We start from the raw sequence: 26,892 nt of genomic DNA, 5'->3' as shown, positions 1-26,892 counted from the left end.
CACGCGGAACGGCCGAAGAACACTTAGTATGGCGTAACAGGTTTAACCGGGCGCAGGGCTTCCCGCGGGTTCAGGCCTCCACACGGGACGCCCCCGGGACCCGCACCACATGCCGGAGACTCCGGCCCGATTGCAGCGGGCCGGAGTCTCCATATGGTGCGGACGTTGCCCGTGAGGACTAGTCGCGACCGCCACCGCCGAAGTCGCCGCCGCCGAAGCCGCCACCGTCGCCACCACGGTCGCCGCCGCCGAAGCCGCCGCCGTAGCCACCGTGGTGGTCCTCGACGACGCGGAAGCTGCCCACGACGCCGTCCCTGACCTTCACGCCACCGTGGACGCGGAAGGGCACGACACCGTTGCTGGTGCTCCACGGGCCGACCGTGGCAAGCGGCGAACCGTTGTCACAGGTCGCGCCACGGAAGACCTCGACGGTCTTGTGGCTGTCGTTGCGGACGTTGAAGCTACGGGAACCGAGACCGCTGACCACGGTGATGCAGCCCCAGCTCTGGGCGGAGTAGGAGCGCTCGTTGAAGTCGATGCGACCCTCGTAGTGGCGGCGGCCACCGCGGTCGCCGCCGCCTCCTCCTCCTTCGTTACCCTTCGACTGGCCGCTGTCGCCACCCATGGGGGCAACCTGCTGAACGGCGGGAGCGGCCTCAGGAGCCGCGGCCGAGGCGTAGGTGACGCCCGTGGCGACGAGGGCCGCAGCGGCCGCAACGGTGGCAGTCACCGCAATGTTGCGCGTGGTCATGTCGCTTTTCCCTATCTCTGAGACGTCGGCCGCACCGGCCGATCTGTGAGTGAACGTACCGATAATCCCTTTATCTGCAATATCGGACACGCAGGAGTTCGTCGACAGACACCCGAATGGACGCATGGGCGCACGGGCCCCGGCCCGTCGACGCCCAGAACGCACCTGTTGAGCGCCCAAAGGCCCTTCCGCCGTGGGTATTTGACGCTTCACGGGGGAGGTGGGCCGACGGCACCTGGAACCGGCCGCCGCGGCGGGCCCCGTGCCGCGGGCCGGGCGGCGGACCGGCCGCCGCGACCGGCCTTCACCCGACCGGGCTACCCAAGACCGCCGGCACGGTATCGACGGCCCGCCGCGTCCCAAGGCCGAGCACCAGGTACCTGTTGTCACCGGTAGGGCCACCGGGAAACTCCCCCATGGTGCGGCCCGGCGAGGTGCCCGGGGCGTACCTGTGCGGGCGTCGGACGACGGGGGGGCGCACAGGTGCGCCGGCGCGGCACGGATCGGTGGGTCAGCCCGGTTTGCGGCACAGGAGGGCCGCGGGGCCCGGGTCGGCGCCCAGCCGAGTGGTGAAGGCGATCCCGGCGGCGTACTCGTCGTCGGCGCACTGGCCCTTGTGGTCGCCGTAGGCGAAGTCACCTCCGGCGGCGTCGGCGGGCCGGTTGTCGGACCGGTCGAACCACACCGTTCGCCCGGCGCCCCCCAAGGGGATGCGGGCGGGGACGCACAGGGCCGCCGAGGTCCGGCCGCCGCGACGGCTGTAGCCGATGAGGAAGTTCGCCTCGGGGCACTGGAACTTGGTGTATCCGGAGGCCCAGTCGCCGCCGGCGGGAACGTAGCGCTCGTCGGTGACGACCGTCTGGGTGTTGCCCGCGGCCCGCAGGTCGCCGGTGGTGACATCGGTGCACAGTCCGCGACCGCCGCTGTGGCCGAGCCCGGTCAGCCGCTCGCCGTCCGGGCAGGCGGCCTTGTAGGCGCCCGGGTCCCAGTCACCACCGGCGCGCACCCGGAGCGACTGCACGTAGTCGCCGTGGTCGGTGGCGAGCATGTGCCAGCCGGGAACCGTGGCGACGGGTCCGGTGCGCGACGGGGACGTCATGAGCCGGTTCCACGCGGCGCCGCGCCAGTCGGCCTGGTCGAGGATGCCGTACCGGTTGCCCGCGGTGTCGTAGCGCAGCAGGGACCAGTCGTCGTGCCCCTCCCACCCGACGAGCGGCCAGTAGGCGAAGTCGGTGTCGTGGTCGGCGAAGTAGTCGGTGATGTTGCCGAACCACGTCCGGGCGGCGGCGCCGGTCTCACCCGCTCCGATACCGAACTCGCTGACCCAGACAGGTGCGGTGAAGTGCTGGTTCCCCTGCTCCGCGACGAAGAGGGCCTCGTCGTCGAGGGTTTGGTACAGCTGGTCGCGGGTGAGGTCCTGGTAGCGGGCGTCATGGGTCTCGCCGATCCCGGTGGCACCACTGTGGTGGGGGCCGGTGTATCCGTAGAAGTGGGCGGAGTACACCAGCTTGTGAGCGGCGACGAGGGTGTGCGAGAGCGTGCGTGCCGGGGCGAGGGTGGGACGGTCGTGCGGCAGTCCGTCGACCGGCAGGCCGGTCCAGTTGATCCCCTCGATGACGATGAGCAGGTCGGGATCGGCCTCGGTCAGGATGCGGTCCGCGGCGAGTTGCGCCGCCGCGTACCAGTCGTGGGCGTCGCCCTGGCCCCAGTTGGGGTCGTCCAGCACGTCACGGCGTACCTCGTTGTAGAGGTCGGCGCCCACCACACCGGGGTCCCCGGCGTAACGGCGGGCCATGAAGACCCAGTCGTCCGCCCACTGCTGGGTGGACTGGCCGCTGTTCCACCGTTCGTTGCCGTCGATGCCGCAGCACCAACGGGAGGTGTTGGTGTGGTTGTTGAGGATGACCGCGAAGCCGTCCCCGGTGAGGGCGGCGACGACGGCGTCGTAGACCTGGAGGGGTGTCCTGCCGCGCAGTTGCGGGTTGGCCGTGACGGCGACGTCCGGCACGGGCGTCGTCCCATGGATCATCTCGTTGGAGAACGGCAGCCGGACGCTGTTGATGCCGAGCCGGTGGAAGTCGCCGAGAAGCTGGGGCAGGGGGACACGGTCCAGGCCGAGCGGGATGCCGTAGGAGTTCTGGCCGGCGTGGTGGTCGGCCGGGTCGGCGGTGCTGCCGCTGCCGGTCCAGGAGCCCTGCGCGCCGTCCCAGTTGGCCGACTTGAGCCGGAAGCGGTTGCCCGCGGCGTCGACGATGTACCGCCCGCGGGTGGACAGCGGCGGTTGCCATGTGGCGGCCGCGTGGGCGACGGCGGGGACCGTCGGTTCGCCCGCTGGTTCCGCGGTGGCGGCGACGGCCCCCGGCGCCGTGGCCAGCAGCAGGAGGGCCGCGGCCGCTAATGTCAGGTACTTGCCAAGTCTGTGGGTTGTCACGGGACCTCCGCGAGTGGGGGTTGGTGCACGGACGGTGGGGTGTGCGCGTCGGATGTCACCTCGGGGGTACGGGGCCCGGCGACATGTTCCTGGACCGGGGGCGAGGGCCGGAACACCGGTTGCGGCGACGGGACTTCACCCTTACCGCTGATCGCAGGTACGGGCCCGAGCGTAGCGGGAAGGCAGTGCCCCCGGGGACGGTTCGGGCCGCGCGTGAAGGCGTGCGCGGAAGGGTGTGCCCCCACGGGTGCGGGTCGCCTCCCGCGAGAGATCGGCGACAACGTCCGGAAGCGCCGTAAGGCCATCCGCCAGGGTGCGGCACGAAGTGCTGGTGCCCGAACACCGTTTCGGGGCTTGCCAGTTGTTCATGTGGCGGAGGGCTCCGCGGCCCTTGCCTGGTTGGGCATGCACACGCCATCATTACCGCCGGGTATCTACTCGCATAGACACCCGCTTCTCCTCATTTCTCCCGCTTCACCTGCTTCGCCAGCTCCACCAGCTCCACTGACAGCGACCATCCGTCCCCCGCTACCTGGAGGATCGCCCCAGTGAGACCCCGTCAATCCCGTCGGCGCGGCACCGTCGCCACCCTCGTGGGATCCCTGCTCGTCCTGTCCGCCGGCCAGACCGCCGGCGCCTTGCAGGCGACCGCGGCCGCCCCCGCTCCCTCCACCGCGGCCTCGGTCGACGCGACACAGGACCAGGCCGCCCGCTCGATCGCCCGCTCCCTCGCCGACTCCGCCTGGCGCGCCCGCGTGCAGCACGCCGCCCTCACCTCCGACGAGGTGCCCGTCACGGCCCTCGCCGGGCGGGCGGGCGGTGGCCTGAAGGCCACGCTGGCCGCGGCCGACCGCCGGATCGCCACCGCCAAGGGCCTGGACACGAAGGTCGGTCCGCTGCTCCGGCTGCGCCTCGGGTCCGACAGCATGCGCGGTGCCCTGACCTCCGGCACGGCGCCGTGGGTCGCCCCGGCCACCTCCGACGACGCCGCCACCACCGTCGTCGCCTACGACAGCCACGGCCGGGCGCACACCCTCGACGCCCGCCACACCCCTTCCCACCCCGTGTACGTCGTCGACATCGACGGCTCCAAGGCACTGGCCGCCGGCCTGGACGTCCTCGACGAGCAGTTCCGTCGGTACGGCCTCAACTCCCCCACCCCGACCGCGGCATCGCAGGCGGACGGGACCAAGCGGGCGCGGGCGGCCGGCGCGGGCTTCTGGACCAGCCGTATCACCGCGGTGGAGCTCTCGGACGACGAGGAGCCCTGGGTGAAGGGCGACGCCGAGATCTACACGCTCGTCACCGGCTTCGGACAGGACGGGCAGGTGCGGGTCGACCCCGTCGACATGCCGTACCTCGACAACGACGGCACCGTCTACCGGCCCAACCAGATCCTCGTCAACTGGTCCAACTACAAGTACGACCTGGCCGACGCCGTGATGATGGAGGAGGACGGCAGCACCAACTACCGCGACCTCGCCAAGGCCATCGCCACGGCCCTGCTGACCATCACGGACCAGGGCACCTACGTTCCCCTGGTGAACGCGGTGCTGGACGCCATCCCGGACGACTGGTGGACCGACGACCCCGACTACGTCGACTCCTGGTACACCCTCGCCCAGAGTGACAACGGCACCCGCTACGGCGCGCGAGGCAACGGCTGGATGACCGTGGAGCCGTACTTCGTGCAGGAGTTCTGAGTCGGCACGAACGGAAGGAGCCGTGCCCGGGGACTCCCCGGGCACGGCTCGGCCGCGATACGCCGTCCCTCACCACGCGGTGACCGGACGACGGATCCCGGCGGGGATCAGCGGCCGGTCTTCTTCAGGAAGACGGGGTTGGTGAGGGCGGCCATCGGGCCGAACATGAGCGCGGCGCCCATGGTGTTGCCCTGACCGGGCGTGCCGTCCGCCATGGGGTGGCGGACCTCGGCGCGGACGTACGCGGCGAGCGACGCGGTCGTCCGCCAGGTGACGGTGCCCTCGCCGGAGGCACCCACCGACTCCTGGTGCATCTGACCCTCGTCGGTGATGAAACGGACCGTGCCGTTGGGCACGCCCTTCACGTCGAGACGGACGTCCACGGGCGCGTCGGCGGACACCTTGAGGGTCTCGCCGATGCCGGCCTGCCTGGCGTCACCGGAGACGGTGAAGGTCAGCTGGACGGCGGAGGTCTCCGCGATGTAGCTGCGGCCCGCGCGAATGCCGTCCATGATCGAGTCGGTGGCCAGGTCGTCGGCGAGGACGACGTTGTGCGGCATACCGATGACCTGCGGCTCGCTGTGCGCGTCGCTGTTACCCATGGCCGGGACCCAGCGTCCACCACTGCGGACCGCCTCACCGATCTTCTGGTCCCAGGTGCTGATGGCGTGCTCGTCGTCGTACGTCCACGGGCCGGTCCACACCTCGGTGGCGTCCGTATCCTCGAAGCCGAACTTCCACTGGCTCGCGACATACGCGCAGTACATGTGCGCGGGCACCACGATGCCGCCGCTGCGGCGCACCTGGCGGGCGAAGCGCGGGAACGCGTCGTCGCGGTTGCGGTAACGCCAGTCGATCCACTCGCCGGGCTCCAGGCCGAGGGCCAGCCAGTGGCCGTTGCGGGTGGTGACCTCCTCACCGGTGATGATGAGCAGCTCGGAGTCGGCGTACTGGCCCCAGACACCGTGCGAGGACGAGGTGTTGTGGTCGGTGGAGACCATGAAGTCGAGCCCCGCGGCGCGCGCGCCGGCGGCCACCTCGGCGGGCTGGCGCTTACCGTCGGAGTGCACGGTGTGCAGATGGCAGTCGCCCCGGTACCAGGCGCGGCCACGGCCCTTGGCACGCCGCGGCGGGAAGTTCCTGACGGCGGCCGGGCCGGGCTCGCCGTAGGTCAGGGTCACCTGCACGCGGTAGTTCAGACCCTGGGGCGCGACCTGGTACGGGCCGAGGACGATGTGCCAGGTGCCGCGGCCGACGGGGCCGGGCAGGTAGCCCGGGGTGGCCTCGCTGTTGCTGATCTCGAACGAGGTGCGGAAGCCGCCGGACCAGCCGCGGAAGCCGCGGCCGCCCAGCTCGATGCCGCGTTCGTCGAAGACGCCGATGTCGCAGGAGTTGCCGGGCGTGCCGGACGGGACAGCCGGCTTGTCGTAGGAGTACGACACGGCGATCTTCTGCACGCCACGCGGAACCTCGACCGGGAGGTACACGAAGTCGGCGACACCGGTGGGCAGCAGCCCGGTGATGACACGGGTCTCCTCACCGGTCTTCGGCGGCGCGCCCGCGGTCGTGCTGTCGGCCGCCTCCGCGAACGAGACCGGGGCGAGGGTGATGGCCGCGGCGCCCGCGACACCAGCGGCCAGCAGCCGACGACGGCCCAGCGAGCCGTTCGCCTCGCCGTCGCCTCCCGCCTCGGGCTCGAAGATGTTCACGTGGCTTTCGCAGTGTCCGTCACGGCACATGTATGTGTCCTCAGCAATGTCTTCGTGGTGGGTACATGGGATGCCCTGGACTCTCATACGCCTCGGTGAACGACACATGAGTCCCGGATGGCCCGGTTGGCAACTGCCCGTGGCGTACTCCTCCGCGTTGCCGCAGGTCAGGACCATTGGCGGAACCAGTGCCCGGGGACGGGTACACGGACATCCGACGCATCCGGCGCATCCGGCGCGTCGCCCTGTCACGGACCGGACCGCCGTCCTGTCCGTGCACACGATCGCGGCACCCGCCCCGCGCGTCATCGACCAGCGCGTGGGCGGGTGCCGCGACCTTCACCCTCGGACGTGTGCCGTGTGCCGGCTCACCCCGCCGGCTGCACAGCGGGCGGGGCCGCGTCGGGGGACGTCCCCCACGCGGACGGTTCGGCGCCGACCGTGAAGGAGAGCGACCGCAGGTGCCGGAGCGACTCGGTCGTCAGATACGTACGGCCGTAGGGGGAGCCGTCCACCCGCGCCGACCGGATGTAGCGGTCGCGGTCCGAACTGCCCGGCGCGCTCACGGTCAGCGTGCCGCGCGGGTAGTAGCGCCGGTCGAGCGCCAGGTCGACCCGCTCGAAGACCGGCGTCGACAGGCCCCAGGTGTCGTAACCGGGCTGCACCGGGTAGATCCCGATGGACGAGAGCACGTTCCACGCGGACATCGTGCCGAGGTCGTCGTTGCCGGTCATGCCGGTCGGCGCGTCCGTGAACAGCGTCAGCGCGGCGTGCACCACGTCGGTCGTCTTCCAGGGCTGTCCCGTCGACAGATACGTGTACGGGGCGATGAGGTCGGGCTCGTTCTGCGGGTTGTACTTGTCCGCGTTGTAGTAGTCGTACGGGCCATTGACCCACACCTCGCGGGCCGTCTTCGCCGGGTCCTTCACCAACTGGTCGTACGCGAAGAACGAGTCGAGGCGGTCGTTGGCCGCCCGCGTGCCGCCGATCAGGTCGACCATGCCGGGCAGGTCCTGCGGCACGAGCCACTGGTACTGCCAGGCCGTACCTTCGTGGAAGCCCTCGCTCAGGGCCGGGTCCGCCGGTCCGGTGAAGGCGCCGGAGGCGTCCCGCGCCCGGAAGAAACCGGTCGAGGCGTCGAAGATCTTCCGGTAGTTGCGGGACCGTGCGGCATAGCGTGCCGCGTCCGCGTCATGGCCCAGATCCCGTGCCATCGCGCCGAGCATGGCGTCGGACAGCGCGTACTCCAGGGTGGCGGAGGCTCCGTGGTCGTAGTCCGAGTCGCCGGGCTTCGCGTGCGGGCGGTCCTTGACGTAGGGCGCGAACCCGTTCGCGAGGTACTCCTTGTTGGCCTCGCGGCCCACCGCGGGCGAGTCGGCCGGCGGCACCCCGTCGTCGTTCTTCTTCAGGGCGCGGTAGGCCCGCTCCTCGTAGCCGCCGGCGCCCTTGAGCAGGCCCTGTTGGTAGGCGTTGGTCAGGAACGGGGTGACCGGGTCGCCGGTCATGATGTTCGTCTCGACCGTGCCGTAGCCCCACTTGGGCAGCCAGCCGCTGTCCTCGTCGATCTTGATGACGGAGATCGCCATGTCCCGGGCCTCACGCGGCGCGAGCAGGGAGAGCAGCTGTGACTGGGTGCGATAGGTGTCCCACAGGGACCAGTTCTGGTAGTAGGTGAAGCCCTGCGCGCGGTGGATCCGCTGGTCCCAGCCGGTGTAACGGCCGTCGGCGTCGCTGCCGATGTTGGGTGCGAGGAAGGACCGGTAGAGCGACGAGTAGAACGTGCGGCGCAGGGTGTCGCCGCCGCCCTGGGCCCGTACGGTGCCCAGCCGGGCTTCCCACGCGCGGTGCGCCGCACGCCGCACGGAGTCGAACGAACGGCCTCCCTCGGAACGGAGGTTGAGGGCGGCGCCGCGCGCGTCCACGTACGAGAGCGCGGTGGTCGCCTCGACCGTCCGGTCCTTGGTCGTGTCGAAGCGGACGAAGGCGCCGCCCCGTCCCGTGCTCACCGACTCCTTGGAACCCTCGGTGACGGTGTCGCCGTTCCAGGTGCCCGAGGTGGTGAACGGACGGTCGAAACGGGTGACCGTGTAGACGGTGTAGGGCTTGGTGTCCTGGCAGAAGCCGCTGCCGGTGATGGCGGTGCGCACCGTGCGGCTGTCGAGGATCTCGACCTTGGTGGAGATCGTCCTGTGCAGTGACTGCCCCGCGTTGAGCAGGACGTTGGCCTTGTCCGTGGCCGGGAAGGTGTATCGCTGCACACCGGTCCGGGCGGTCGCGGTGAGTTCGGCCTCGATGCCGGTCTTCAGACCGACCTGATAGGAGCCGGGGGCGGCCCGCTCGCTGTCATGACTGAACTCCGCCTCGTACTTGGCGTAGTCCGTCTCGGTGACGTCACCCGTGGTCGGCAGCACGGGCAGGTCGCCGCCCAGGCCGCAGCCGACGCCCGAGAGATGGACGAGGGAGAAGCCCCGGATGTGGTTCTGGGAGTAGTCGTAGCCGGTGTTGTGGCCGGTGTCCGGCGAGAACTGCACCATGCCGAAGGGCACGGCGGCGCCGGGGTAGGTATTGCCCTCGTTCTCCGTTCCGATGAACGGATTGACCAGATCGGTGAGCGGGGAGCTCGGCGGGACGGCCGCCCGGGCCGCCGGAACCGCCAGGGAGCTGCCGAGGAGCATGGCGGTCGCCACCGCCATCCCCGCGCCGCGCAGCCGTTGAGTCCATCTCATGGGCGGGAACGCCTCCTCAAAGCCTGGACAACGTTGTCAAAGCATGGAGCGCGATCATTCTTCGTCGTGTACACGTAATCGTCAAGGGCGCCGGACCGGCGGGCAGTTCGGGTGTCGCGACGCCAACCGGGGTATCGCCATGTGCCGTTGCCCGCCGGTTCCGCCGTCCATGCGTCGCACGACCGGTCACGGCGCCGGAGTGTTCAGCCCGTTCCCTCCAGCCAGTTCTCCGAGATCGCCAGAGCCACCGCCATGATGCTCAGTTGCGGATTGACCTCGGGGCAGCCGGGCAGGACCGAGCCGTCCACGACGAGGATCCCGTGGGCGCCGCGGAGCCGGCCCTCGGGGTCCACGGGAGCGCGCTGCGGGTCGTCGCCCGCGGCGGCCGTGCCGGTCGGGTGGAACGCCGAGAGATGCAGGTTCCGCGCGGTCACCCGCGTGAGCAGTTCGTCGAGTTCGGCCAGCGAGCGGGCGCGCGGTGCGGAGGGGACGCCGGTGAGGACCTCCTCGGCGCCGGCGGCGAAGAGCAGCCGGCCCATGGCGCGTACGGCCGTCATCAGCCGCGCCCCGTCACGGGGGTCCAGGTCGTAGCGGACGAGGGTACGGTCCCGGCCCCGGACCCACCCGGAGGGGCGGTCCGCGATCATGGCGCCGAGGGTCGCGAGGCGCTCCGCGTCCTCCAGTTCGCGCCGCAGCTCGCGTCCGAGACCGGGGAGGACGAAACTTCCCATGCCGGGCGGGCTCGCGGTCGCCTCGATGAGGATGCCCTGGTCGTGCAGTTCCTCGATTCCGGCACTCTGCAGGACGCCCCGCCAGGCGGTGACCGGCTCGGCGAAGCGTCCCGCGACGCTGGTGGCCGGGTGCACGCTGAGGTTGCGGCCGAGCCGCGGGTGTCCGCCGAGTCCGGAGCGGCGCAGCAGCGGTGGGGTCCCCAGCGCGCCGGCCGCGGTCACGACGAGCGGGCTGAGGATCTCCAGTTCGCTGCCGTCCGGCCGCCGCGCCCGTACGCCGGCCGCGCGCGGGATTCCCGGCCCGTCGGCGTCGAGGAGGATACGCCGGACCCGCGCACCGGTGACGATGCGGGCTCCAGCGGCGCAGGCGGCGGGCAGGACGGAGAGCTGTACGCTCTGCTTGGCGCCGGTGGGGCAACCGACCACGCATTGGCACGAGCCCTTGCAGCCGGGGGCGTTGCGCCGCAGCGGACCGGCCCGCCAGCCGAGCCGTTCGGCGCCGGCGAGCGCCAGCAGGCCGTTGTTCCCCAGTACGTCGAGGGGTTGGGTGGCCACGCGGAGGGTGCGCTCGATCTCGTCGAGGCGGGTTCCGAGGCCCTCCGCGAGACCGAATCCGTACACACGGCGCCACCGGGCCAGCACATGCTCCGGAGTCCGGTAGCAGGTACCGGAGTTGACGACGGTGGTGCCGCCCACCGCACGGCCGACCGGCAGCAGGAGGGGTGGGTTGCCCAGCGCCGCGATGGCACCGCCGTCACGGTACAGCTCGGTGAAACGGTCGAGCGGCGCCCGGCGTCCGAAGGATGCCGTCGAGTGGTGCTCGCCCTCCTCCAGGACGACGACGCTCATCCCGGCGCGCGCGAACGTCCGGGCGGCCACGGCGCCGCCCGCTCCGGACCCGATGACCACCACGTCGGCGGTGGAGCGCGCGGGCCAGGCGTGCGCAGGAGTGCAGTCGAGGGGCGGGTCCTGCGGAGCGGACACGGGAGCCGGCACGGCCGGCCTGCGTTCGGTGCCCGCGGCCAGCAGGACCGGCACCTTCAGGACGTCGAGCAGGGGCACGAGACGCGGGTGTGCGCCGAGCGACCGCAGCACACTCTCGCGTTCGTCGGGGCCGAGTACGGCCAGCCGCCTGCCGGTGCGCAGCAGGGCGTACGTCTCCACGGCCGCGACGGCGGTGTGCACCCCTGCCCTGGCCGGGCGGGGCAGCGCGGCGAGCACCGTGTCGAGGCGGCGCGGCACGCGGGCGGGCCAGTCCTGCTCGCCGTCGTCGGCGAGCAGCGCGGCGATGAGTCCCTCGGCGGTCATCGCTCGCCCGCCTCGGCGTGCGCGGTGCCGTCCAGCACCCAGGACCGCTCGGGGCGCCAGCGGCCCCACCAGCGTTCCAGTACGACACGGGCGTCGGCGGACTCACTGTTGCGGCACACCGCGCGGGCGCCGTCCGGGTCGCGGTACTCCAGGGTGAGGGTCCGCTCGGCGGGCTGTTCGACCTCGACCCGGATGCGGCGCAGCGCGGTGCGGCCGGTCACCGTCCATCGCGGCAGCCCGAATCCGGCGCGGAACCGTCCTAGGCCCAGCCAGCCGATGGCGGACCGCTCCGCCCGCCGTGGCCAGGTCCGGTCTCCCCGGCGCAGGCGCAGGAAGACGAGCGGGGGAAGCCGTCGCAGACCGGGCCTGGTGGACACGGCCGCGACGATCTCCAGGACGTCGCCGCCGCCCAGATCCGCGTGCAGCCAGGTCCACCGGTGCGCGTTGCCGTGCCCGTAGATGCGGGCCGAGGCGCCGGGTGCGCCGCGCAGGGTCAAGGTGTCCTGCCCGTACGAGAACACGCCGTCGTACGTGGCCCGCGCGGCCGGCAGCATCTGGGCGGCGGGGAGCAGCGGCCGGCGCCAGGACCAGCGCGGAAAGGTGAACAGGCTCGCCCCCTGAGGGCGTTCGGTGATCTTCCAGCGGAAGTCGTCGGCGCTTCCCTCCAGTTGTCCGGGGGCGGCGGTGACGGAACCACCCTCGAATCCGTCCGTCGGCCAGGTCCAGGGGACGGGCCCGAAGCGGGCGTGCCGCACCTCTCCCTCGCGGGGGAACGCCGCGACCCATCCGTGGGCGAACGCCTCCGAGCCGTCGGCGGGCGCGGTCACCTCGTGGTGCAGCCACACTCCGGTGCCGCTCGCCGGGTCGGTCAGCGTGGTGTACCAGACCTCGGTGCGGCCCGGTGTGCCGTTCCAGCGCGGTGCGAAGTGCTCGGCGTGGTCCTCGCGGCGGGGAAAGCGGAAGCTGAGGACGAACGGTGCCAGACCGGTCGTGAGGGGGAACCGCAGGACGCCTTCGCCGACCCGCGCGCCGTCCTCGTACAGCGTGACCGGCAGGACGGTCATCGACGCGACCGGGCGGCGTGCCGTGACGGACTTCCAGCCGTCCAGTACCAGGGTGCGGCCGTCGGCGGTGAAGGTGAGCCGGTAGCGGATGCGCCGCCGGGCCAGCGGTGAGATCTCCAACTCGCCCTCCTCGCAGGGCGCGTCGGCGATACCGGTGATCCGCACCCGGCCGGTCAGGCGGGCCCGGGTCGTACGGTGCGGGCGCAGCACCTCGTCGGCCTCGGCGCGCAGGTCGAGGCGTATGCGGCGCTCCCGGCTGTCGGCGTCGAGCCGGACCGTGCCGAGCATCGTCTCGGTGAACACGGTGCCCCTCATGCGAGGTTGTCCAGCATGATGCGCTCGGTGGCCGCGAGGTAGGCGTCGGCTGCCGCGTGTGCCCCGGGAGCGTCCGTGGCCAGCACCGCCGCCACGACGGGGGACAGCCGTTCATGGGCCGCCGCGGGGTCGGTGAAGGGGGCCCTGAGCAGGGAACGGACGGGCAGGTAGGCGTTGAACAGTGTGTTCGTCAGCAGGACGTAGACGCGGTTTCCGGTCGCCCTGGCGAGGGCTCGGTGCACTTCGAGGTCGGCGAGCTGTACCGCGTCGGCGTCGTCGCCCTCCCGTACGGCTTCCAGCAGGGCGCTGAGCTCCGCCCGCTGGGCGCGAGTGGCGCGCGTGGCGGCCCGCTCGGCGATCAACGCGCCGATGCTGCGCCGTACTTCGAAGATCTCACGGACCCATTTCGCGTCGTGCCGGACCAGCATGGGCAGCAGATCCGCTCCGCCCAGCCGGGCGTAGTCGCGCACCCGGGTCCCGACACCGTGCCGGGTTTCGAGCAGACCGGCCTGGACGAGCCGCCCGAAGGCGTGCTTGAGCGTGGTGCGGGTGACTCCGTAACCGTCGGCGAGCTGGCGCTCCGGTGGCAGGTAACTCCCGGCCGGGTGACGGCCGTCGAGTATGTCGGTGCGCAGTCGCCCCTCCAGGACGTCCACGATGGTCTCGCGGGGCAGCGCCTCCACGGTTCCTCCTCCGGTGAGTGCCCGATTCGTTCAGTGGCTGAGCCACTGAACCAGTGGAGGGTGCTGCGGGTCAACCCCATCGTGGCACGGTGCCGTTGACCCGCGGGTCTCGGAGCGCCGCGTCATGTGGGGTTCAGGAGCGCGGAGTTGGCGGGTAAGCCGGACAGTGGAGCGCGTGACGGGGCGCTGTCCACGTGGGCCGGGGGCGGTGCGCTACGAGGTAAGCGCATGCCCCCGCCCCGGTCAAGGGCGACGGCCTCCCACCGACCGGGACCGGCCCCGCCGATCCCGGGCCGCCCGGACCGGCCCCGCCGCCCCGGACCAACCCGCCCGCCGGCGGCACGCCGTGCGTCCCCGCTGGCCGCCGTCTCCGGTCGCAGGGCTCTGTCCTGGACAGGTCGACGGCGCCGGAGCGCGTCACCCGGCGGACGCACCCTCCGACGCCCACCGCCGCAGGACACTCCTGCGGCCTAACCCGGCTGGTCGGTGACCCTCGATGCGAACAGGCTGACCTGGGGGAACCTACGATCACGTTGGGAATCCGCACACATGACAGCCTCGCAACGACGGCCGATATCCCGCAGGACCCGCGTCTGCGTCCTGCTCGCCCTTCTGGCCACCACCAGCGCGACGCTGAGCGCCTGCGGCGGCGACCGCGCCTCCGACAAGAGCACGACGCTGACGAGCGTCGTGGGCGACCAGGCGAAGGCGAAGTACGTCGCCTGCGGCACACCGCCGGTGAAGCTCGAGAAGATCGACCAGGACTTCCTCGACGGGCTGGCGGCCGCCGGCGGGCCGCCGCTGTACGAGATGTCGTACAACGCCGCCCGCGAAGTACTGAACAAGCTGCAGGCGGGGCCGGTGGACATGCTGCCCGCGCAGATCAGCGAGCGGACCGTGCCCGGCGGCCCGACCGGCCCGGTCTCCGTTCACGTCGTCCGTCCCGACGGGGTCAAGGGCGACCTGCCCGGCATCGTCTACATCCATGGCGGCGGATGGGTCCTGGGCAACTTCACGACCCACGAACGCCTGGTCCGGCAGCTGGCCCACGGTGCCCGCGCCGCTGTCGTCTTCGTCGACTACACCCCCTCCCCCGAGGCCCAGTTCCCGGTACCGGTCGAGCAGGCCTACGCCGTCGCCCAGTGGGTGGCCGGCCACGGCCGGGAGATCGGCGTGGACAGCAGCCGCCTGGCGGTCGCCGGCGACTCGGTGGGCGGAGACATGACCGCGGCTGTCACCCTGATGGCCAAGCAGCGCGGCGGCCCGCACTTCCGGCAGCAGGTCATGCTCTACCCCGTCACGGACGCCGACTTCGACACGGCCTCCTACAACCGTTTCGCCGAGAACTGCTGGCTCACCAAGCCGGCCATGAAGTGGTTCTGGGACGCCTACGCGCCGCGCGCGGCCGATCGCGGCAACCCGCTGGCCTCTCCGCTGCGGGCCACCGTCGACCAGCTGCGCGGACTGCCGCCCGCCCTGATGATCACCGATTCCGATGTGCTGCTCGACGCGGCCAACGCCTACGCCGCCAAGCTGCGCTCGGCCGGTGTGCCGGTCACCTCGTCCCACCACGGCGGCGTCACCCACGACTTCATGATGCTCAACGCGCTGGCGGACACCGAGGCCGCCAAGGAGGCCGTCGCCCAGGCCAACGCGGCGCTGCACGACGCGCTGTACGCGCCCGCCGGCACCGGCGCCGGCAAGTGACCGAACCCCCGGTCGTCCCCGTGGTCCCGCGGACGGTGTCCGGCGCACTCTCCGGCTCCCCGGCGAGTGCGCCACCGGGTCGCAGACGCCCCGGTGCGGTTCCGGGCACCGCGAGCGTTCCGCAACCGGGGCCGCCCCCGTGCGTCCTTCCTGCCGCGGGCCGCGATCGGACGCCTCGTCGCGTCCGTCAGTGATGGAAGGCGGAGCCGAGCTGCGCGCCGGGCACGGGGGCGGCGAGTGTGCCCGGTCCGAAGCTCACCGACCCGGTCGCGGTGACGCCGGAGGCGTTGGTGGCGAAGACCCACACCGCGCCGGAACCGGTGTTCTCCCGCGGCGCCGAGACGACGACGTACCGGCCGACGACGGCGGTGCGGCTGCCGAACCGGTCACCGTTCTCGACGGTACCGGGCACACCGGCCGTGTTCTGGCTGAAGACCTGGGCCCCGGTCCCGGTGAGACCCGACGCGCTCCCCTTGAGGACGGCGAAGGTGCCCCCGTCGGTCCGGCCGGCGAGGTCCTCGCCGGGGATCCCCGCGACGACGTCCGCGTACCCGTCACCGGTGACGTCCCCGACCGAGACACCGGTGCCGAAACCGTCGCCGCTCTCCCCCGTCCCGGGGACGCCGGCGGTGTTCTGGCCGATCAGCGTGGCCCGCGGGGCGAGCCCGCTCGCCGTACCCCGCACCACACCCACGAGGCCGCCGCCCGCCGCCGTACTGCGGCCGAAGACGACATCCTGGCGGCCGTCGCCGTTGACGTCGCCGAGGGCGATGCTGTCCGCGGACACGGTGTCGGGGGAGGCGATGACCGGCCCCGCCACCAGACCTTTCCTGGTGCCCCGGAAGAGTTGCAGGTGCGGCGGCGGCACCTTCCCCCCGGCGTCCGAGTCCCACGAACCGCTGCTGACGACCAGGTCCGTCCTGCCGTCGCCGTCCACATCGCCCGCCTCCATCGCGTAGAGCCGGACGTCCAGGTCCACGAGCGGCCCGGTGCGAGCCGCTTCGCCGGTGCGGCCGAAGGGCCCGTAGCGCATGCGGTCGGCCGTCGCCAGATCGAGATGCCCGTCCCCGTCGAAGTCACCGGCCCTGGTCTCCGACCGGCCGTCGCCGATGACGGAGGCGTCGATGAGCCCGCCCACGCTTCCCCACAGGACCGTGTGCCGCCCGGCGTCCCGCACGCTGCCGATGTCCTCGCCCGGGGCTCCGACGACGAGGTCGGTGAAGCCGTCGCCGTCCAGGTCGGCCGCCGTGAGGTCGCTGCCGAAGCGGTCACCCGTCTCCGCCGTGCCGGGTATCCCGTAGCGGTCCTGGCTGATCACCTGGCGCTTGACGCCTCTGGGGCCGTCGGCCATGCCGTAGACGACGGTGAAGTATCCGGCTCCGGACCTGCCGTTCACGGTGCCGCCCGGAGCGGCGATCGCGAAGTCGGTGTATCCGTCACCGTCGAAGTCGGCCCGCACGGAGCCCGCGGCACCGGCGGCGAGGGCGCCGGCGGAGGCCGCTTCGCCGTAGGACACCACGGGGCTCGCGCCGGTCACGGCCACGACGACGGCCGCGGCCGCGGTGACGGCGGACCGGTGGAATCTTCGAGAGGACAAGGTGAACCCCTTGGGCTGGAGAGCGGTGGGCCGCGCTTCGCGCACGCTCGGCAACCACCTTGACCCGCAAGGGGGACGAAGGGTTGTACGGGTTGTACGCCGTCCCTTCACCTCGGGTTCACCTGGCGGGGCCGTGATGCCGCAGTCAGATCAGGTCGATCGGGCCGGTGCGGTCGATGAAGCGTCCCGAGCCCGCGCCGGGTCCTTCGGTGGCGAGGCTGACGATCGCGTCGGTGCCCTCGGTGACGGTCTGGGGGCCGCTGTTGCCGTTGAGATCGGTCGCCGTGTAGCCGGGGTCGGCGGCGTTGACCCGGATGTCCTTCAGTGCCTTGGCGTACTGGGTGGTCAGCATCGTGAGGGCCGCCTTCGAGGCGGTGTAGAGCGGCGCGATCACGGAGGACTCGATCCGGGACGGGTCGTGGGTGATGGCCAGCGATCCCATGCCGCTGCTGACGTTGACGATGACCGGGTCGGGCGACCGGCGCAGCAGTGGGAGGAAGGCGGTGGTCGTCCGGACCACCCCGACGAGGTTGACGTCGAAGACGCCGAGGGCGTCCGGGCCGGTCAGGTCGCCGGGGTCGCCGTGCGGACCGTGGACGCCCGCGTTGTTGACGAGAACGTCGATCACGCCTTCGTGCGCGGCGACGTCGGCCGCCGCGGCGGCCACGGACGCGTCGTCGGTGACGTCGATCCGGACGAATCGCGCGCCCAGCGCGGTGGCGGCGGCCCTGCCCCGTTCCGGATCGCGGGCTCCCATGATCACGGTGTGGCCGAGTGCGACGAGGCGGCGGGCGGTCTCGTGGCCGAGCCCCTTGTTGGCTCCGGTGATGAACGTGGTGGTCATGCGTCGATCGTCCCCAACGCGCCGGCGCCCCGCCAGTGACGCTCCGGCCCCGGAACCGGCAGTACCAGGATCGGATTCCGCCGCCACCGGCGCGGTCCATGGTGGGGCGGGCCCGTGTCGGTCCCGCGCCACCGTCGACCGCGCCGGCGGCGTCCGCGCGTTGTTCGAGCGCCCCTTCGTCAGCCCGCGGAGACGCGCAGCCTGATCGTGCGGGCTTCGGGGCGCAGCGCGAACTCGGGCCACACGTCCGGTCCGCAGGCGCGTGAGCCGAGTCCGTGCTGGGCCGCGTCGACGATCAGATGACTCGTGGTCGAATCCGGCAGCTCGTAGGGGTGTGCGGCTCGGGCGATCTGCTGCGGGGTGTGGCGGCTGAGCGTGAACCCGGGGCGACGTCCGCGTGTGTCCGGCACGGTCGCGAGGCGCAGCACCTCGGTGCCTGCACTCGTCAGCGTCAGCTGTCGTATCCGGGAGCGGTGCCCGGTCTCCTGGGGGCGCGCGTAGTCGACGGACAGGTCGCGGAGGGTGGAGGAGAAGCGCCCGGTGCGTGCCGCGCGCAGGCTGTCGGGGTAGGACTCCAGTGGTCCGAGGCCGAACCACTCGGCGCCGTCGACGGGGGCCGTGCCGTCGGGCAGGTCGAAGCGGATCCCGATGCGCGGCCACACCGTCCGCCAACCGCGTGAGGGCTCGATCTCCACCCGCAGTTCGAGTTCGTCGCCCTCGACCGACCAGACGGTCTCCACCGTCACCGACGATCCGGAGTTCGCGGCGGAGACCTTGGAGATCGTGCGCAGGGCTTCGGCGGTGCGCTCCACGGACACCCGCCTTACGGTCAGCCGGTCGAGGCCGTCGGCACGCCACAGTGCGGCCTGGGAGACCCCGGCGACGGCGGCGTCGCTCTCCTCGACCTCGTCGGACGCGGCTTCGTCGTTGTCGGTCGGGGCACGGAACAGTTCAAGGCGCGGGCCCGTCACGGACCGTCCGGCGAGCCGTACGAGGGACCCGTCGACGAATTCGGCGATGCCGAGGGTCAGCGTTCCGTCGCTGTGCAGCCAGTCGGTACGGGATCGGACACCGGGCGCGGGACGACGGGCCGAACGGTCGAGCTGGGCGGTGGCGATCACATGCCCGGCGCTCGCCCAGGCGGTGTCGGCCGCCAGGACGGCGTCGACGGTGAGCCATGTCTCCGCGTCGTGCGCCACCGTGACCGACGGAAGCTTCACCCGCCCCGACGCGCCCGCCGCGACGACGGGGACCTCCATGTCCCCGGAGTCCACGAGTGTCCCGTCGTGCTCGACGCGCCAGACGAAGCGCAGGTCGGAGGTGTCGGCGGAATGCCGCAGGTTGGTGACCGCGACTTCCTCGGCGTCGCCGTCGAAGGTGAAGCGGACCGGCTGCACAACCGCCTTGTACTCGTGGAGACTTGGAGTGGGGACGTCGTCGCTCAGCAGCATTCCGTCCATCACGAAGTTGCCGTCGTGCACGGCTTCTCCGAAGTCGCCGCCGTACGCGTAGTAGGGCGTACCGTCCGGGGTGGTCGTCAGGATGCCGTGGTCGCGCCATTCCCAGACGAAGCCGCCGTGCAGCCGGGGATGCTCGTGCACCAGCGCCTCGTACTGGTCGAGCGCTCCGGGCCCGTTGCCCATCGCGTGGGCGTACTCGCAGAGCAGGAACGGCTTGGTGCGCTGCCGGGCGCTCTGTGCGGGAGTGCAGTTCATCAGCGGCGACCGTGAGTCGTCGCTTCCGATGCGCTCGGTCTCCGGCACCGACGCGTACATCCGCGAGTAGAGGTCGGTGTACTCGCCGGTGTGGTCGCCCTCGTAGTGCACGGGCCGTCCGGTGTCGCGGGCGTGGACCCACGCCGCCATCGCGGCGAGGTTGCCGCCGGTGCCCGCTTCGTTGCCGAGGGACCAGATCACGACGCTGGGGTGGTTCTTGTCCCGTTCGAGGGTGCGCCGCATGCGGTCGAGGTACGCGTCGCGCCACGCCGGGTCGTCGCTCGGGTTGCCGGCCCAGTCGACCTTGTCGAAGCCGTGCGTCTCCAGATCGCATTCGAGGACGACCCAGAAGCCGAGTTCGTCGGCGAGGTCGAGCAGTCGGGGATGCGGGGGGTAGTGGCTGGTGCGGATCGCGTTCACGTTGAACCGCTTCATACGGGCCAGGTCCTCGCGGGCGTGCTCCTCGTCGAAGACACGGCCGCGCTCGGGGTGCGTCTCGTGGCGGTTCATGCCGTGGAACACGACGCGCCGGCCGTTGACGAGGAACCGGTCACCGCGGATCTCGACCGTACGGAACCCGACCCGCAGGGCGATGCTCTCCGCGGCACTCGACACGGTGGCGTCGTACAGGCGCGGCTGCTCGGCCGACCAGGGCTCCACGGCGCCGACGTCGAACGGGACCACGTCGGCCGGCGTGGCCCAGACCTGCTCGATGCCGAGTTCGGGGACGCGGACGGTGACCGGGAACGCGGCCGCGCCGGCGGTGATCTCCGCCTCGATCCGGCCCCGCCCCTGCTCGTACCCGGCCCGCAGCCAGACGTCCTCGATGCCTCCGGCCGGCCGTGCGATCAAGGTGACGTCGCGGAAGATGCCCGGCAGCCACCACTGGTCCTGGTCCTCGAGATAGCTGGCCGCGGACCACTGGTGCACGCGCACGGCGACGACGTTGTCGCCCGGACGCACGGCCGACGTCACGTCGAATTCGTGGGCGAGCCTGCTGCCGCTCGCGCCGCCTATCTCCTCGCCGTTGACCCACAGCCTGAAGAGGGACTCCACACCGTCGAACCGCAGGACGACGCGCTCGGCCCCCGACCAGTCGGCGGGCATGTCGAAGTGGCGGCGGTAGTCGCCCGTGGGGTTCTCGTCCGGGACATGCGGCGGGTCGATCGGGAACGGGTACTGCACGTTCGTGTAGATCGGCCGGCCGTAGGCTCCGTCGCCCTGGAGCACCCAGTGGGACGGCACCGGGATGCTGTCCCAGTCGCCGTCGTCGAAGCCTTCGGCCGCGAAGTCCGCCCCCACCGGCACCGTCGGTGACAGCCGGAACCGCCAGTCCCCGTTCAGCGAACGAGTGGGGGCGTCGGAGTGCAGCCACGAGCGCGCCGCACGCAGCGCGCCACGCCCCGGGGCGGTGTCCGAAACGTATGCGGAGTTCTGGGAGGGCACGAGGTCACAACTCTTTCTTGCTGAAAAGAAGGGGGGATCCGAACGCCGGCTGCGTCCGCCGGCTCGACTGATCGGGGCTTGGTCGCCCTGTTCGCACGCGGTCGTGGGCTACCGGACCACGACTGTTCGGATCTCCCAGGGGCCGAGGGCGAGTTCGAGTCCGTCCGCGGCCGGTGTCGTGGACAGCGGGCGGCCGAGCAGGTCGACCGTGGTGGCTTCGGTGAACGCGCCCGTCACGCGGACGGCCGATCCCGTGTCGCTCATGGCCACCAACCGCATCTCGGTGCCGGGTCCGCGGTCGTCGTCGGCGACGCGGCGGACGCTCGACACGAGGACGTCCCTGCCGTCGACACGCACGCCGGTCGCGGCGGCCGGCAGCCGGCCCTCGGCGGGTGCGGTCCCGCGGGTGACGAGCACGTCGTTGCGGAACTCCTCGGCGAGGGCGACCGCGTTCGCGCCCTGCCACCCGGTCGCCGAGGGCACGACGGCGAATCGGTTCTCGACGCGCACGCCGAGGTCCTGCGCGCCCGGTGCGGGAATCTCGCTCGCCGCGGGCTCGTCCCGCAGGGGATGGATGTTGACACTGATCGAGCCGATCGCGCGCAGCAGCGTGATGGCGAGTTCGGAGCCGTCGCCGACGAGTTCGTACTCGGTGGCGTGGTCGAGCAGGACGTTGGCGGCGCCGGCCGACACGAACGCGCTCGCGGGGAAGGTCGGGATCGGGTACTCGCCCCAGCCTCCCTCGGCGGTGAGCCCGCGCTCGGTGACGGCGAACTGTCCGGCGGACGCGGACCCGGCCGCCGGCTCGGGCAGGGGCACATGGAAGCGCAGCCGGTGGTCGGCGGACTGGTTCAGGAACGACGTCGAGACGCGCACGAACGGCTCTCCCACACGCACCTCCACGAGTGTCTCCACCGGGGTCGGCACGGTGCGGGTGTCGCGTACGTCGCGCTCGCAGGAGAGGGCGGCGGGCCACTCGTAGACCCGGGTGACGCGGATCCTGGAGCGCAGCGGGCCGTCCTCCAGGAGCTCGGTGGCGATCTCCGTCGGCTCCGACACCAGCACGTCCCGTGCCGGAGGGGCGTAGTTGTAGCTGTCGCCGCGGTCACCGCCGTCGACGAGACGGCCCACCCCGCGCAGTACCGTGCCGTCGGCCCCGGTCACGTCGAGGGTGCCGTCGGCGGCGACCGTGACCTCGACCAGTCCGTTCGACAGGGTGCGGTCGGTCGCCGTCGCGGGGGCGGACGTCGTCGGGTGTGCGGCGGCGCTGTCGCTCGGTGCGACCCGGAAGCTCGTGAGCCCGGACGCGGGGACGTCCACGGGCACCAGCGCGGTCGCGCGGGCCTCCTCCAGGGTCAGCACCCGCCACTCCCCCGGGTGCGCGGCGGCCGCGGCGGCGACCTCGCGGCGCAGGATCAGCAGGTCGAACGGTCCGCTGCTCGGCACCTCGGCGAGGTGGAAGACCAACGACCCCGGGGTGAGTTCGTAGTGGTCGATCAGACGGCCGAAGAGCTCGCGGCGGTGGATGCGGCGCAGTACGCGTTCGAGCTGCGAGGCGTCCATGCGCTCGTCGGCGAGCACGGTCGGGGCCTGGGAGACGAGCTGCACCGGGTGGGCCGAGCCGTCGTCGGCGGTCGCGACGAGGACGGTCCCCTCGGGCGGGGCCACGACGTCCACCTCGGCCAGGGCCGTACGGGGGAAGGGCAGCGGGTTGGCGACCAGGTAGCCGTCGCTCGGCACCCGCGCGGCGGGCTCGGCGAGGGCGGCGTCGCGGACGGCGCGGGCGGTCTGCGCTGCCTCGGCGAGACGCGCCTCGACCTGGTCGGAGGTCTCGTCGGTGCCGGAGCCGACGACCGAGTCGTGCGCGGACGACTCGATGATCTTGTGCCAGGCGAGCGAGAGGAAGGGCGAGTCGTCCCGCTGGGACCACAGGGCGTTCATCCGCTCGGCGTGGTCGACGGTGCGCTCGGCGACGGCCATCCGCTGCTTGAGCGCGAGCCGCACGGAGAGCACGCCCGGGAGGATGTTGCCGCGTACATGGCTGCGCAGTTCACCGGTGACGACGGCGGACACCTCGTCGCGTACGTGCTCGCGGATGTACTCGTCGAGCGTCGCGATGGTGATGGCGCGCTCCTCGCTCGACGCGCGCCGCAGCCAGGCCGCGAGCTGCGGATCGGGTGCGTTGTGGTCGGTGCCGGCCATCGCGAGCAGCGGGTCGCCGCCCCATCGCCCGGCTGTCATCTCCGCGTACTCGCCGAGGGCGCGCCCGATCTGGTCGGGTACCAGCAGGACGTCGAGGCCGTTGTCGTAGCCGTCGAAGAGGAACTCGGTGCGTACCTCGGAGCCGTCGGGGGCGCGCCAGCGGAAGGCGTGGCCGTCGACGGAGCCCGGCACACCGCGCCACAGGGCCGCGTGCTCGATCCCGGCGCGCGCCAGGATCTGTGGCATCTGCGCGACATGGCCGAACATGTCGGGCAGATAGCCGATGGGCATCGAGCCGCCGAGGTCCGCCGCGGCCGCCCAGCCCATCCGCAGGTTGCGCACGATGGTCTCGCCGGAGCAGAGGAACTCGTCGAGCAGGATGAGCCAGGGCCCGATGGCGAGTTGACCGCCGGCGACCAGGGCCACGACGCGGTCGCGGTTCTCCGGGCGCATCTCCAGGTAGTCCTCGATCGCGGCCATCTGCCCGTCGACGGTGAACCGGAAGTCCGGGTTCGCCTCGGCTGTCTCCAGCACGGTGTCGAGAGCGGTGACGAGGCGGTGCCGGAACACCTGGAAAGGCTCGTACCATTCCCGGTCCCAGTGGAAATGGGGCACGAAAACGGCAGAGTCGGCGGAGTTCTGCATAGCGCGAGCGACCTTCTCTTGGCGGGTGACGCGGAGGGGGAGGCGAGTGGGGGCGCGGTTACTTGAGGGCGCCGGAGGCGAGTCCGGTGCGCCAGAACCGCTGGAGGAGGATGAAGAGGATGATCACGGGCACGATCGAGACCAGTGAGCCGGTGATCACGGATTCCTGCAGGAGCGGGGCGCGGGCGGTCTGGCCGTTCCACTCGTAGAGGCCGAGCGTGATCGGGAAGAGCGACTCCTTCTGCAGCATCACCATCGGCAGGAAGAAGTTGTTCCAGATCGCGACGAACTGGAACAGGAAGATGGTCACCAGTGAGGGCGCCATCAGCCTGATCGCCACCGAGAAGAAGGTGCGGAACTCACCGGCGCCGTCCAGCCGCGCCGATTCGAGGATCTCCTCGGGTACGGAGGCGGACGCGAAGATGCGGGCGAGGTAGACGCCGAACGGGCTGACGATGCTGGGCAGGAACACCGCGAGGTAGGTGTTGACGATCCCGGTCGCGGAGAACAGCAGGAAGAGCGGGAGCGCGAGCGCGGTGGTGGGTACGAGGACGCCGCCGAGGATGACGGAGAACAGGAACTCGCGGCCCCGGAACGTGAACTTGGCGAGCGCGTAGCCGCACATCGCGGAGATCAGGGTTCCGACGGCGGCGCCCAGCACCGCGTAGATCACGCTGTTCAGGGCCCACTGCACGAAGATGCCGTCGCTGCGGCTGAACAGGGTGCCCAGGTTGCTGAACAGGTCGAAGTGCGAGAACGCGAGTCCGTTGGTGGAGGCGAGGTCGCGCTGCGGCTTCGTCGCCGCGACGATCAGGAAGTAGACCGGCAGCAGGAAGTAGATCGCCAGGAGGAACATCAGCGCCATGACGGCGGTCCGGCTGGCGCGGCTTTCGCGGATCATGTTCTGGTTGCTCACAGTCCGGCCTTCTTCGAGGTCAGTCGCATGAAACCGAAGCTCAGGACGAAGGTGATGACGGCGATGACCACGGAGATCGCTGCTGCCTGCTGGTAGTTGTTTCCGGAGGCCACCGCATACGCGAGCATGTTCGGTGTGTACGTGCTGGAGATGTTCGAGGAGATCTGCCGCAGGACGGCCGGCTCGGCGTAGAGCTGCAGGGTGCCGATGATCGAGAACACCGTGGTGAGGATGATCGACGGGGCGATGATCGGGACCTTGATCTGCCACGCGATCGCCCAGTTGCTCGCCCCGTCGAGCTTGGCGGCTTCGTACAGCTCCTGCGGGATCGACTGCAGTGCCGAGAACATGATCAGCATGTTGTAGCCGGTCCAGAGCCAGGTGGAGACGTTCGCCGCCGACCAGAGCACGGCGCCCGGACCGAGGAAGTCGGGGTGGAGACCGACGCTCTTCAGCCCGTCGACCAGGGGGCTGATCTGCGGCGAGTACAGGTAGGACCACATGATCGCCGCGATGACACCGGGAACGGCGTACGGCATGAACGCCGTGATGCGGAAGAACGACTTGAGCTTCAGCAACGGGGTGTCGAGCAGGAGTGCCATGATCAGCGCGACGAACAGCATGACCGGGACCTGCACGACGCCGAACAGGCCGATGCGTCCGATGCTGGACCAGAACTCGTCGTTCTGGAACACCTTCGTGTACTGCTCGAAGCCGCCGAAGGTCGTGTACGACGTGCCGTACTGGCCTCCGGTGCGGCGCACGACGAGGAAGCTCTGCCAGATCGCGTAGCCGACGGGGACCAGGTAGAACAGCACGAACGGGAGGAAGAACGGGGTCAGGAACGCGGCGATGGTGCGGCCCCGGGGGCCGCCGCCGCGGTGACGGCGGCGGCCCCCCGTAGACGCCACCACGCGGGTCGCGCGGGGTGCGATGTCAGTCATTCCCTGGTCACTTGCCCGCGGTCGCCGGGATCGCCTGATCCTTCATCGACTTCAGCGCGGTCGCCTGGGCGGCCGAGAGCGCGTCACTGAGGGTGCCGCTGCCCGCCGCCGCCTTGGCCATCGCGTCCTGGAGCGACAGGTTCACCGTCTTCTGGGTGGGGCCCCAGGAGAAGTCGGTGTCGATGTTCTTGGACGAGTCGGCGAAGACGTCGAAGATCTTCTCGTTGTTGTAGTAAGGGACACCCTGCGAGAGCGCGGGAAGCTTCGAACCGGCGGTGGCCGCCGGGTAGAGGCCGCCCAGCTTGTTCTCCAGCGCGAGGGCCTCCGGGTCGGTGTTCAGCCAGGAGTTGAACTTGACCGACTCGTACAGGTGCTTGTTGCCCTTCATGAACGCGACGGTGGAACCGCCCCAGTCACCGGACGCGGCGTTCGCACCCCAGGTCGGCATCGGGACGATGGACCACTTGCCGGCCTGGTCGGGCAGGTTGTCGCGGAACATGCTGTAGCCCCAGGCGGCGCCGACGTAGCTGGCGATCTGGTTCTTCTGGTACGCCGTGTACATCTGGGTCGAACCGTGCGCGAGGTCGGTGCGCACCAGCTTGGCGTCGATCAGCTTCTGCCAGTAGTCGGCGACCTGCTTGCTCTGGTCGGACGCGACCGAGACGTGCCACTTGTCACCGGAGTACTTGTACATCTGGGCGCTGTTCTGCCAGAGCAGTCCGTTGAACGCCTCGGCGTTGTTCGGATCGAAGAAGGTGATGCTGAGTCCGGGGTCCGCCTTGTGCAGCTTCTGCGCGTCCGCCGCGTAGTCGTCCCAGGTCTTGGGGATGTCCAGACCGTGCTTCTTGAAGATGTCGCTGCGCACGTAGAGCGCCATCGGGCCGGTGTCCTGCGGGAGCGCGAACACGCCGGTGCCGCCGAAGCTGGACTGGGACCAGGTCCAGGGCACGAACTTCGACTTGGCCGCCGTGGCCGCCGAGCAGGCCGAGGCGTCCACGAAGGCGTTCTGGGTGCGCAGGAAGGGAAGTTCGTCGTATCCGACCTGGGCGAGCTCCGGCGCCTTGCCCGCCTTGAGGGCGTTGCCGATGGTGCCGTACTGGTCGTTGGAGATGTTCTTCATCTGAACCTGGATGTCCGGGTTCTTCTTGTTCCACAGGGCGACGACCTTGTCCATGCCCGGAACGGTGTTCCAGTACTGGAGGGTGACCTTGCCCTTCGCGGGCTCGCAGGAGGCCGCGGATGCATCACTCGACGGAGCGGGCGAGGAGCACCCGGCGAGTACGGCGACGCCGGCTGCCGCGGCGACGACGGCGAGGCGGATGCGCGTGACTGTGTTGCTCATATCTTCCGTTCCAGAGAACGACTAGCGACGGCGCTAGGCGGGTCGACGTTGACACCTCAGGCGTGAAGCCTTCTGGTTGGAATGGTGGGACATCACGGTGTCGGCGCTGAACG

16 protein-coding genes are annotated in these 26,892 nt (G+C 71.1%); 2 read left to right on the top strand and 14 right to left on the bottom strand.

All coding sequences use genetic code 11. The features are described from left to right. Window positions 1–178 precede the first annotated feature (178 nt). Window positions 179–751 carry a hypothetical protein gene (locus HEP85_RS34695; protein WP_168531470.1) on the bottom strand — a complete coding sequence of 191 codons (573 nt, stop codon included), beginning with the start codon at window positions 749–751 and terminating at the stop codon, window positions 179–181. 511 nt (window positions 752–1,262) lie between these two features. Continuing rightward, complete coding sequence (locus tag HEP85_RS34690; RefSeq protein WP_168531469.1) at window positions 1,263–3,182, bottom strand: glycoside hydrolase family 5 protein; 1,920 nt, start codon at window positions 3,180–3,182, stop codon at window positions 1,263–1,265. A gap of 548 nt (window positions 3,183–3,730) precedes the next feature. On the opposite strand from HEP85_RS34690, the gene HEP85_RS34685 reads away from it, so the two are divergent. Further along, on the top strand, window positions 3,731–4,885 hold the full coding sequence (locus HEP85_RS34685; protein ID WP_168531468.1) for a DUF3103 family protein: 1,155 nt from the start codon (window positions 3,731–3,733) through the stop codon (window positions 4,883–4,885). A gap of 107 nt (window positions 4,886–4,992) precedes the next feature. On the opposite strand, the gene HEP85_RS34680 is transcribed toward HEP85_RS34685, so the two are convergent. The 5 genes from HEP85_RS34680 to HEP85_RS34660 form a co-directional block, all read right to left on the bottom strand. Continuing rightward, window positions 4,993–6,624, bottom strand: coding sequence for a CehA/McbA family metallohydrolase (locus HEP85_RS34680; protein ID WP_329528122.1), 1,632 nt, complete (start codon window positions 6,622–6,624; stop codon window positions 4,993–4,995). A gap of 338 nt (window positions 6,625–6,962) precedes the next feature. Further along, on the bottom strand, window positions 6,963–9,320 hold the full coding sequence (locus tag HEP85_RS34675; protein ID WP_369657971.1) for a GH92 family glycosyl hydrolase: 2,358 nt from the start codon (window positions 9,318–9,320) through the stop codon (window positions 6,963–6,965). 203 nt (window positions 9,321–9,523) lie between these two features. Further along, a complete protein-coding gene (locus HEP85_RS34670; RefSeq protein WP_369657970.1) occupies window positions 9,524–11,359 on the bottom strand; it encodes a GMC family oxidoreductase N-terminal domain-containing protein in 1,836 nt (611 codons plus the stop codon). Then, on the bottom strand, window positions 11,356–12,738 hold the full coding sequence (locus HEP85_RS34665) for a hypothetical protein (protein WP_168531467.1): 1,383 nt from the start codon (window positions 12,736–12,738) through the stop codon (window positions 11,356–11,358). The genes HEP85_RS34670 and HEP85_RS34665 overlap by 4 nt, the downstream gene beginning before the upstream one ends. Beyond that, entirely contained in the window at window positions 12,735–13,421 is a 687-nt protein-coding gene (locus HEP85_RS34660; RefSeq protein ID WP_168531466.1) for a FadR/GntR family transcriptional regulator, read from the bottom strand. The genes HEP85_RS34665 and HEP85_RS34660 overlap by 4 nt, the downstream gene beginning before the upstream one ends. A gap of 549 nt (window positions 13,422–13,970) precedes the next feature. Between HEP85_RS34660 and HEP85_RS34655 the strand changes: the two genes are divergently transcribed. Then, window positions 13,971–15,128, top strand: a complete 1,158-nt coding sequence (locus HEP85_RS34655) for an alpha/beta hydrolase (RefSeq protein ID WP_369657969.1) — start codon at window positions 13,971–13,973, stop codon at window positions 15,126–15,128. Window positions 15,129–15,315: 187 nt separating this feature from the next. Here the strand turns inward: HEP85_RS34655 and HEP85_RS34650 are convergent, their stop codons facing one another. From HEP85_RS34650 to HEP85_RS34620, 7 genes are all read right to left on the bottom strand, one after another. Then, complete coding sequence (locus HEP85_RS34650; RefSeq protein WP_369657968.1) at window positions 15,316–16,725, bottom strand: FG-GAP-like repeat-containing protein; 1,410 nt, start codon at window positions 16,723–16,725, stop codon at window positions 15,316–15,318. A gap of 145 nt (window positions 16,726–16,870) precedes the next feature. Continuing rightward, a complete protein-coding gene (locus tag HEP85_RS34645) occupies window positions 16,871–17,569 on the bottom strand; it encodes an SDR family NAD(P)-dependent oxidoreductase (RefSeq protein ID WP_168531463.1) in 699 nt (232 codons plus the stop codon). Between the two features lie 179 nt (window positions 17,570–17,748). After that, the gene (locus HEP85_RS34640; protein ID WP_168531462.1) at window positions 17,749–20,730 is read right to left on the bottom strand and encodes a glycoside hydrolase family 2 TIM barrel-domain containing protein; all 2,982 of its coding nucleotides are present in this window, start codon (window positions 20,728–20,730) and stop codon (window positions 17,749–17,751) included. 108 nt (window positions 20,731–20,838) lie between these two features. Then, window positions 20,839–23,577: an alpha-mannosidase gene (locus HEP85_RS34635; protein WP_365770785.1), complete on the bottom strand. Its 2,739-nt coding sequence runs from the start codon at window positions 23,575–23,577 to the stop codon at window positions 20,839–20,841. 58 nt (window positions 23,578–23,635) lie between these two features. Continuing rightward, the gene (locus HEP85_RS34630) at window positions 23,636–24,493 is read right to left on the bottom strand and encodes a carbohydrate ABC transporter permease (RefSeq protein WP_168531460.1); all 858 of its coding nucleotides are present in this window, start codon (window positions 24,491–24,493) and stop codon (window positions 23,636–23,638) included. Continuing rightward, window positions 24,490–25,437: a sugar ABC transporter permease gene (locus tag HEP85_RS34625; protein ID WP_329292299.1), complete on the bottom strand. Its 948-nt coding sequence runs from the start codon at window positions 25,435–25,437 to the stop codon at window positions 24,490–24,492. The genes HEP85_RS34630 and HEP85_RS34625 overlap by 4 nt, the downstream gene beginning before the upstream one ends. Window positions 25,438–25,444: 7 nt before the next feature. Next, a complete protein-coding gene (locus HEP85_RS34620; protein WP_168531459.1) occupies window positions 25,445–26,779 on the bottom strand; it encodes an ABC transporter substrate-binding protein in 1,335 nt (444 codons plus the stop codon). Window positions 26,780–26,892: the final 113 nt, after the last annotated feature.

The organism is Streptomyces sp. RPA4-2, from assembly GCF_012273515.2.
GTDB lineage: Bacteria > Actinomycetota > Actinomycetes > Streptomycetales > Streptomycetaceae > Streptomyces > Streptomyces kaempferi.
This window is presented reverse-complemented; position numbering and strand designations above follow the sequence as displayed.

Coding starts and splice junctions, on each gene's coding strand:
- HEP85_RS34675 (WP_369657971.1), bottom strand. CDS start 9,320: ATGAGATGGACTCAACGGCTGCGCGGCGCGGGGATGGCGGTGGCGACC.
- HEP85_RS34665 (WP_168531467.1), bottom strand. CDS start 12,738: ATGAGGGGCACCGTGTTCACCGAGACGATGCTCGGCACGGTCCGGCTC.
- HEP85_RS34655 (WP_369657969.1), top strand. CDS start 13,971: ATGACAGCCTCGCAACGACGGCCGATATCCCGCAGGACCCGCGTCTGC.
- HEP85_RS34620 (WP_168531459.1), bottom strand. CDS start 26,779: ATGAGCAACACAGTCACGCGCATCCGCCTCGCCGTCGTCGCCGCGGCA.
- HEP85_RS34670 (WP_369657970.1), bottom strand. CDS start 11,359: ATGACCGCCGAGGGACTCATCGCCGCGCTGCTCGCCGACGACGGCGAG.
- HEP85_RS34695 (WP_168531470.1), bottom strand. CDS start 751: ATGACCACGCGCAACATTGCGGTGACTGCCACCGTTGCGGCCGCTGCG.
- HEP85_RS34680 (WP_329528122.1), bottom strand. CDS start 6,624: ATGTGCCGTGACGGACACTGCGAAAGCCACGTGAACATCTTCGAGCCC.
- HEP85_RS34645 (WP_168531463.1), bottom strand. CDS start 17,569: ATGACCACCACGTTCATCACCGGAGCCAACAAGGGGCTCGGCCACGAG.
- HEP85_RS34635 (WP_365770785.1), bottom strand. CDS start 23,577: ATGCAGAACTCCGCCGACTCTGCCGTTTTCGTGCCCCATTTCCACTGG.
- HEP85_RS34625 (WP_329292299.1), bottom strand. CDS start 25,437: ATGACTGACATCGCACCCCGCGCGACCCGCGTGGTGGCGTCTACGGGG.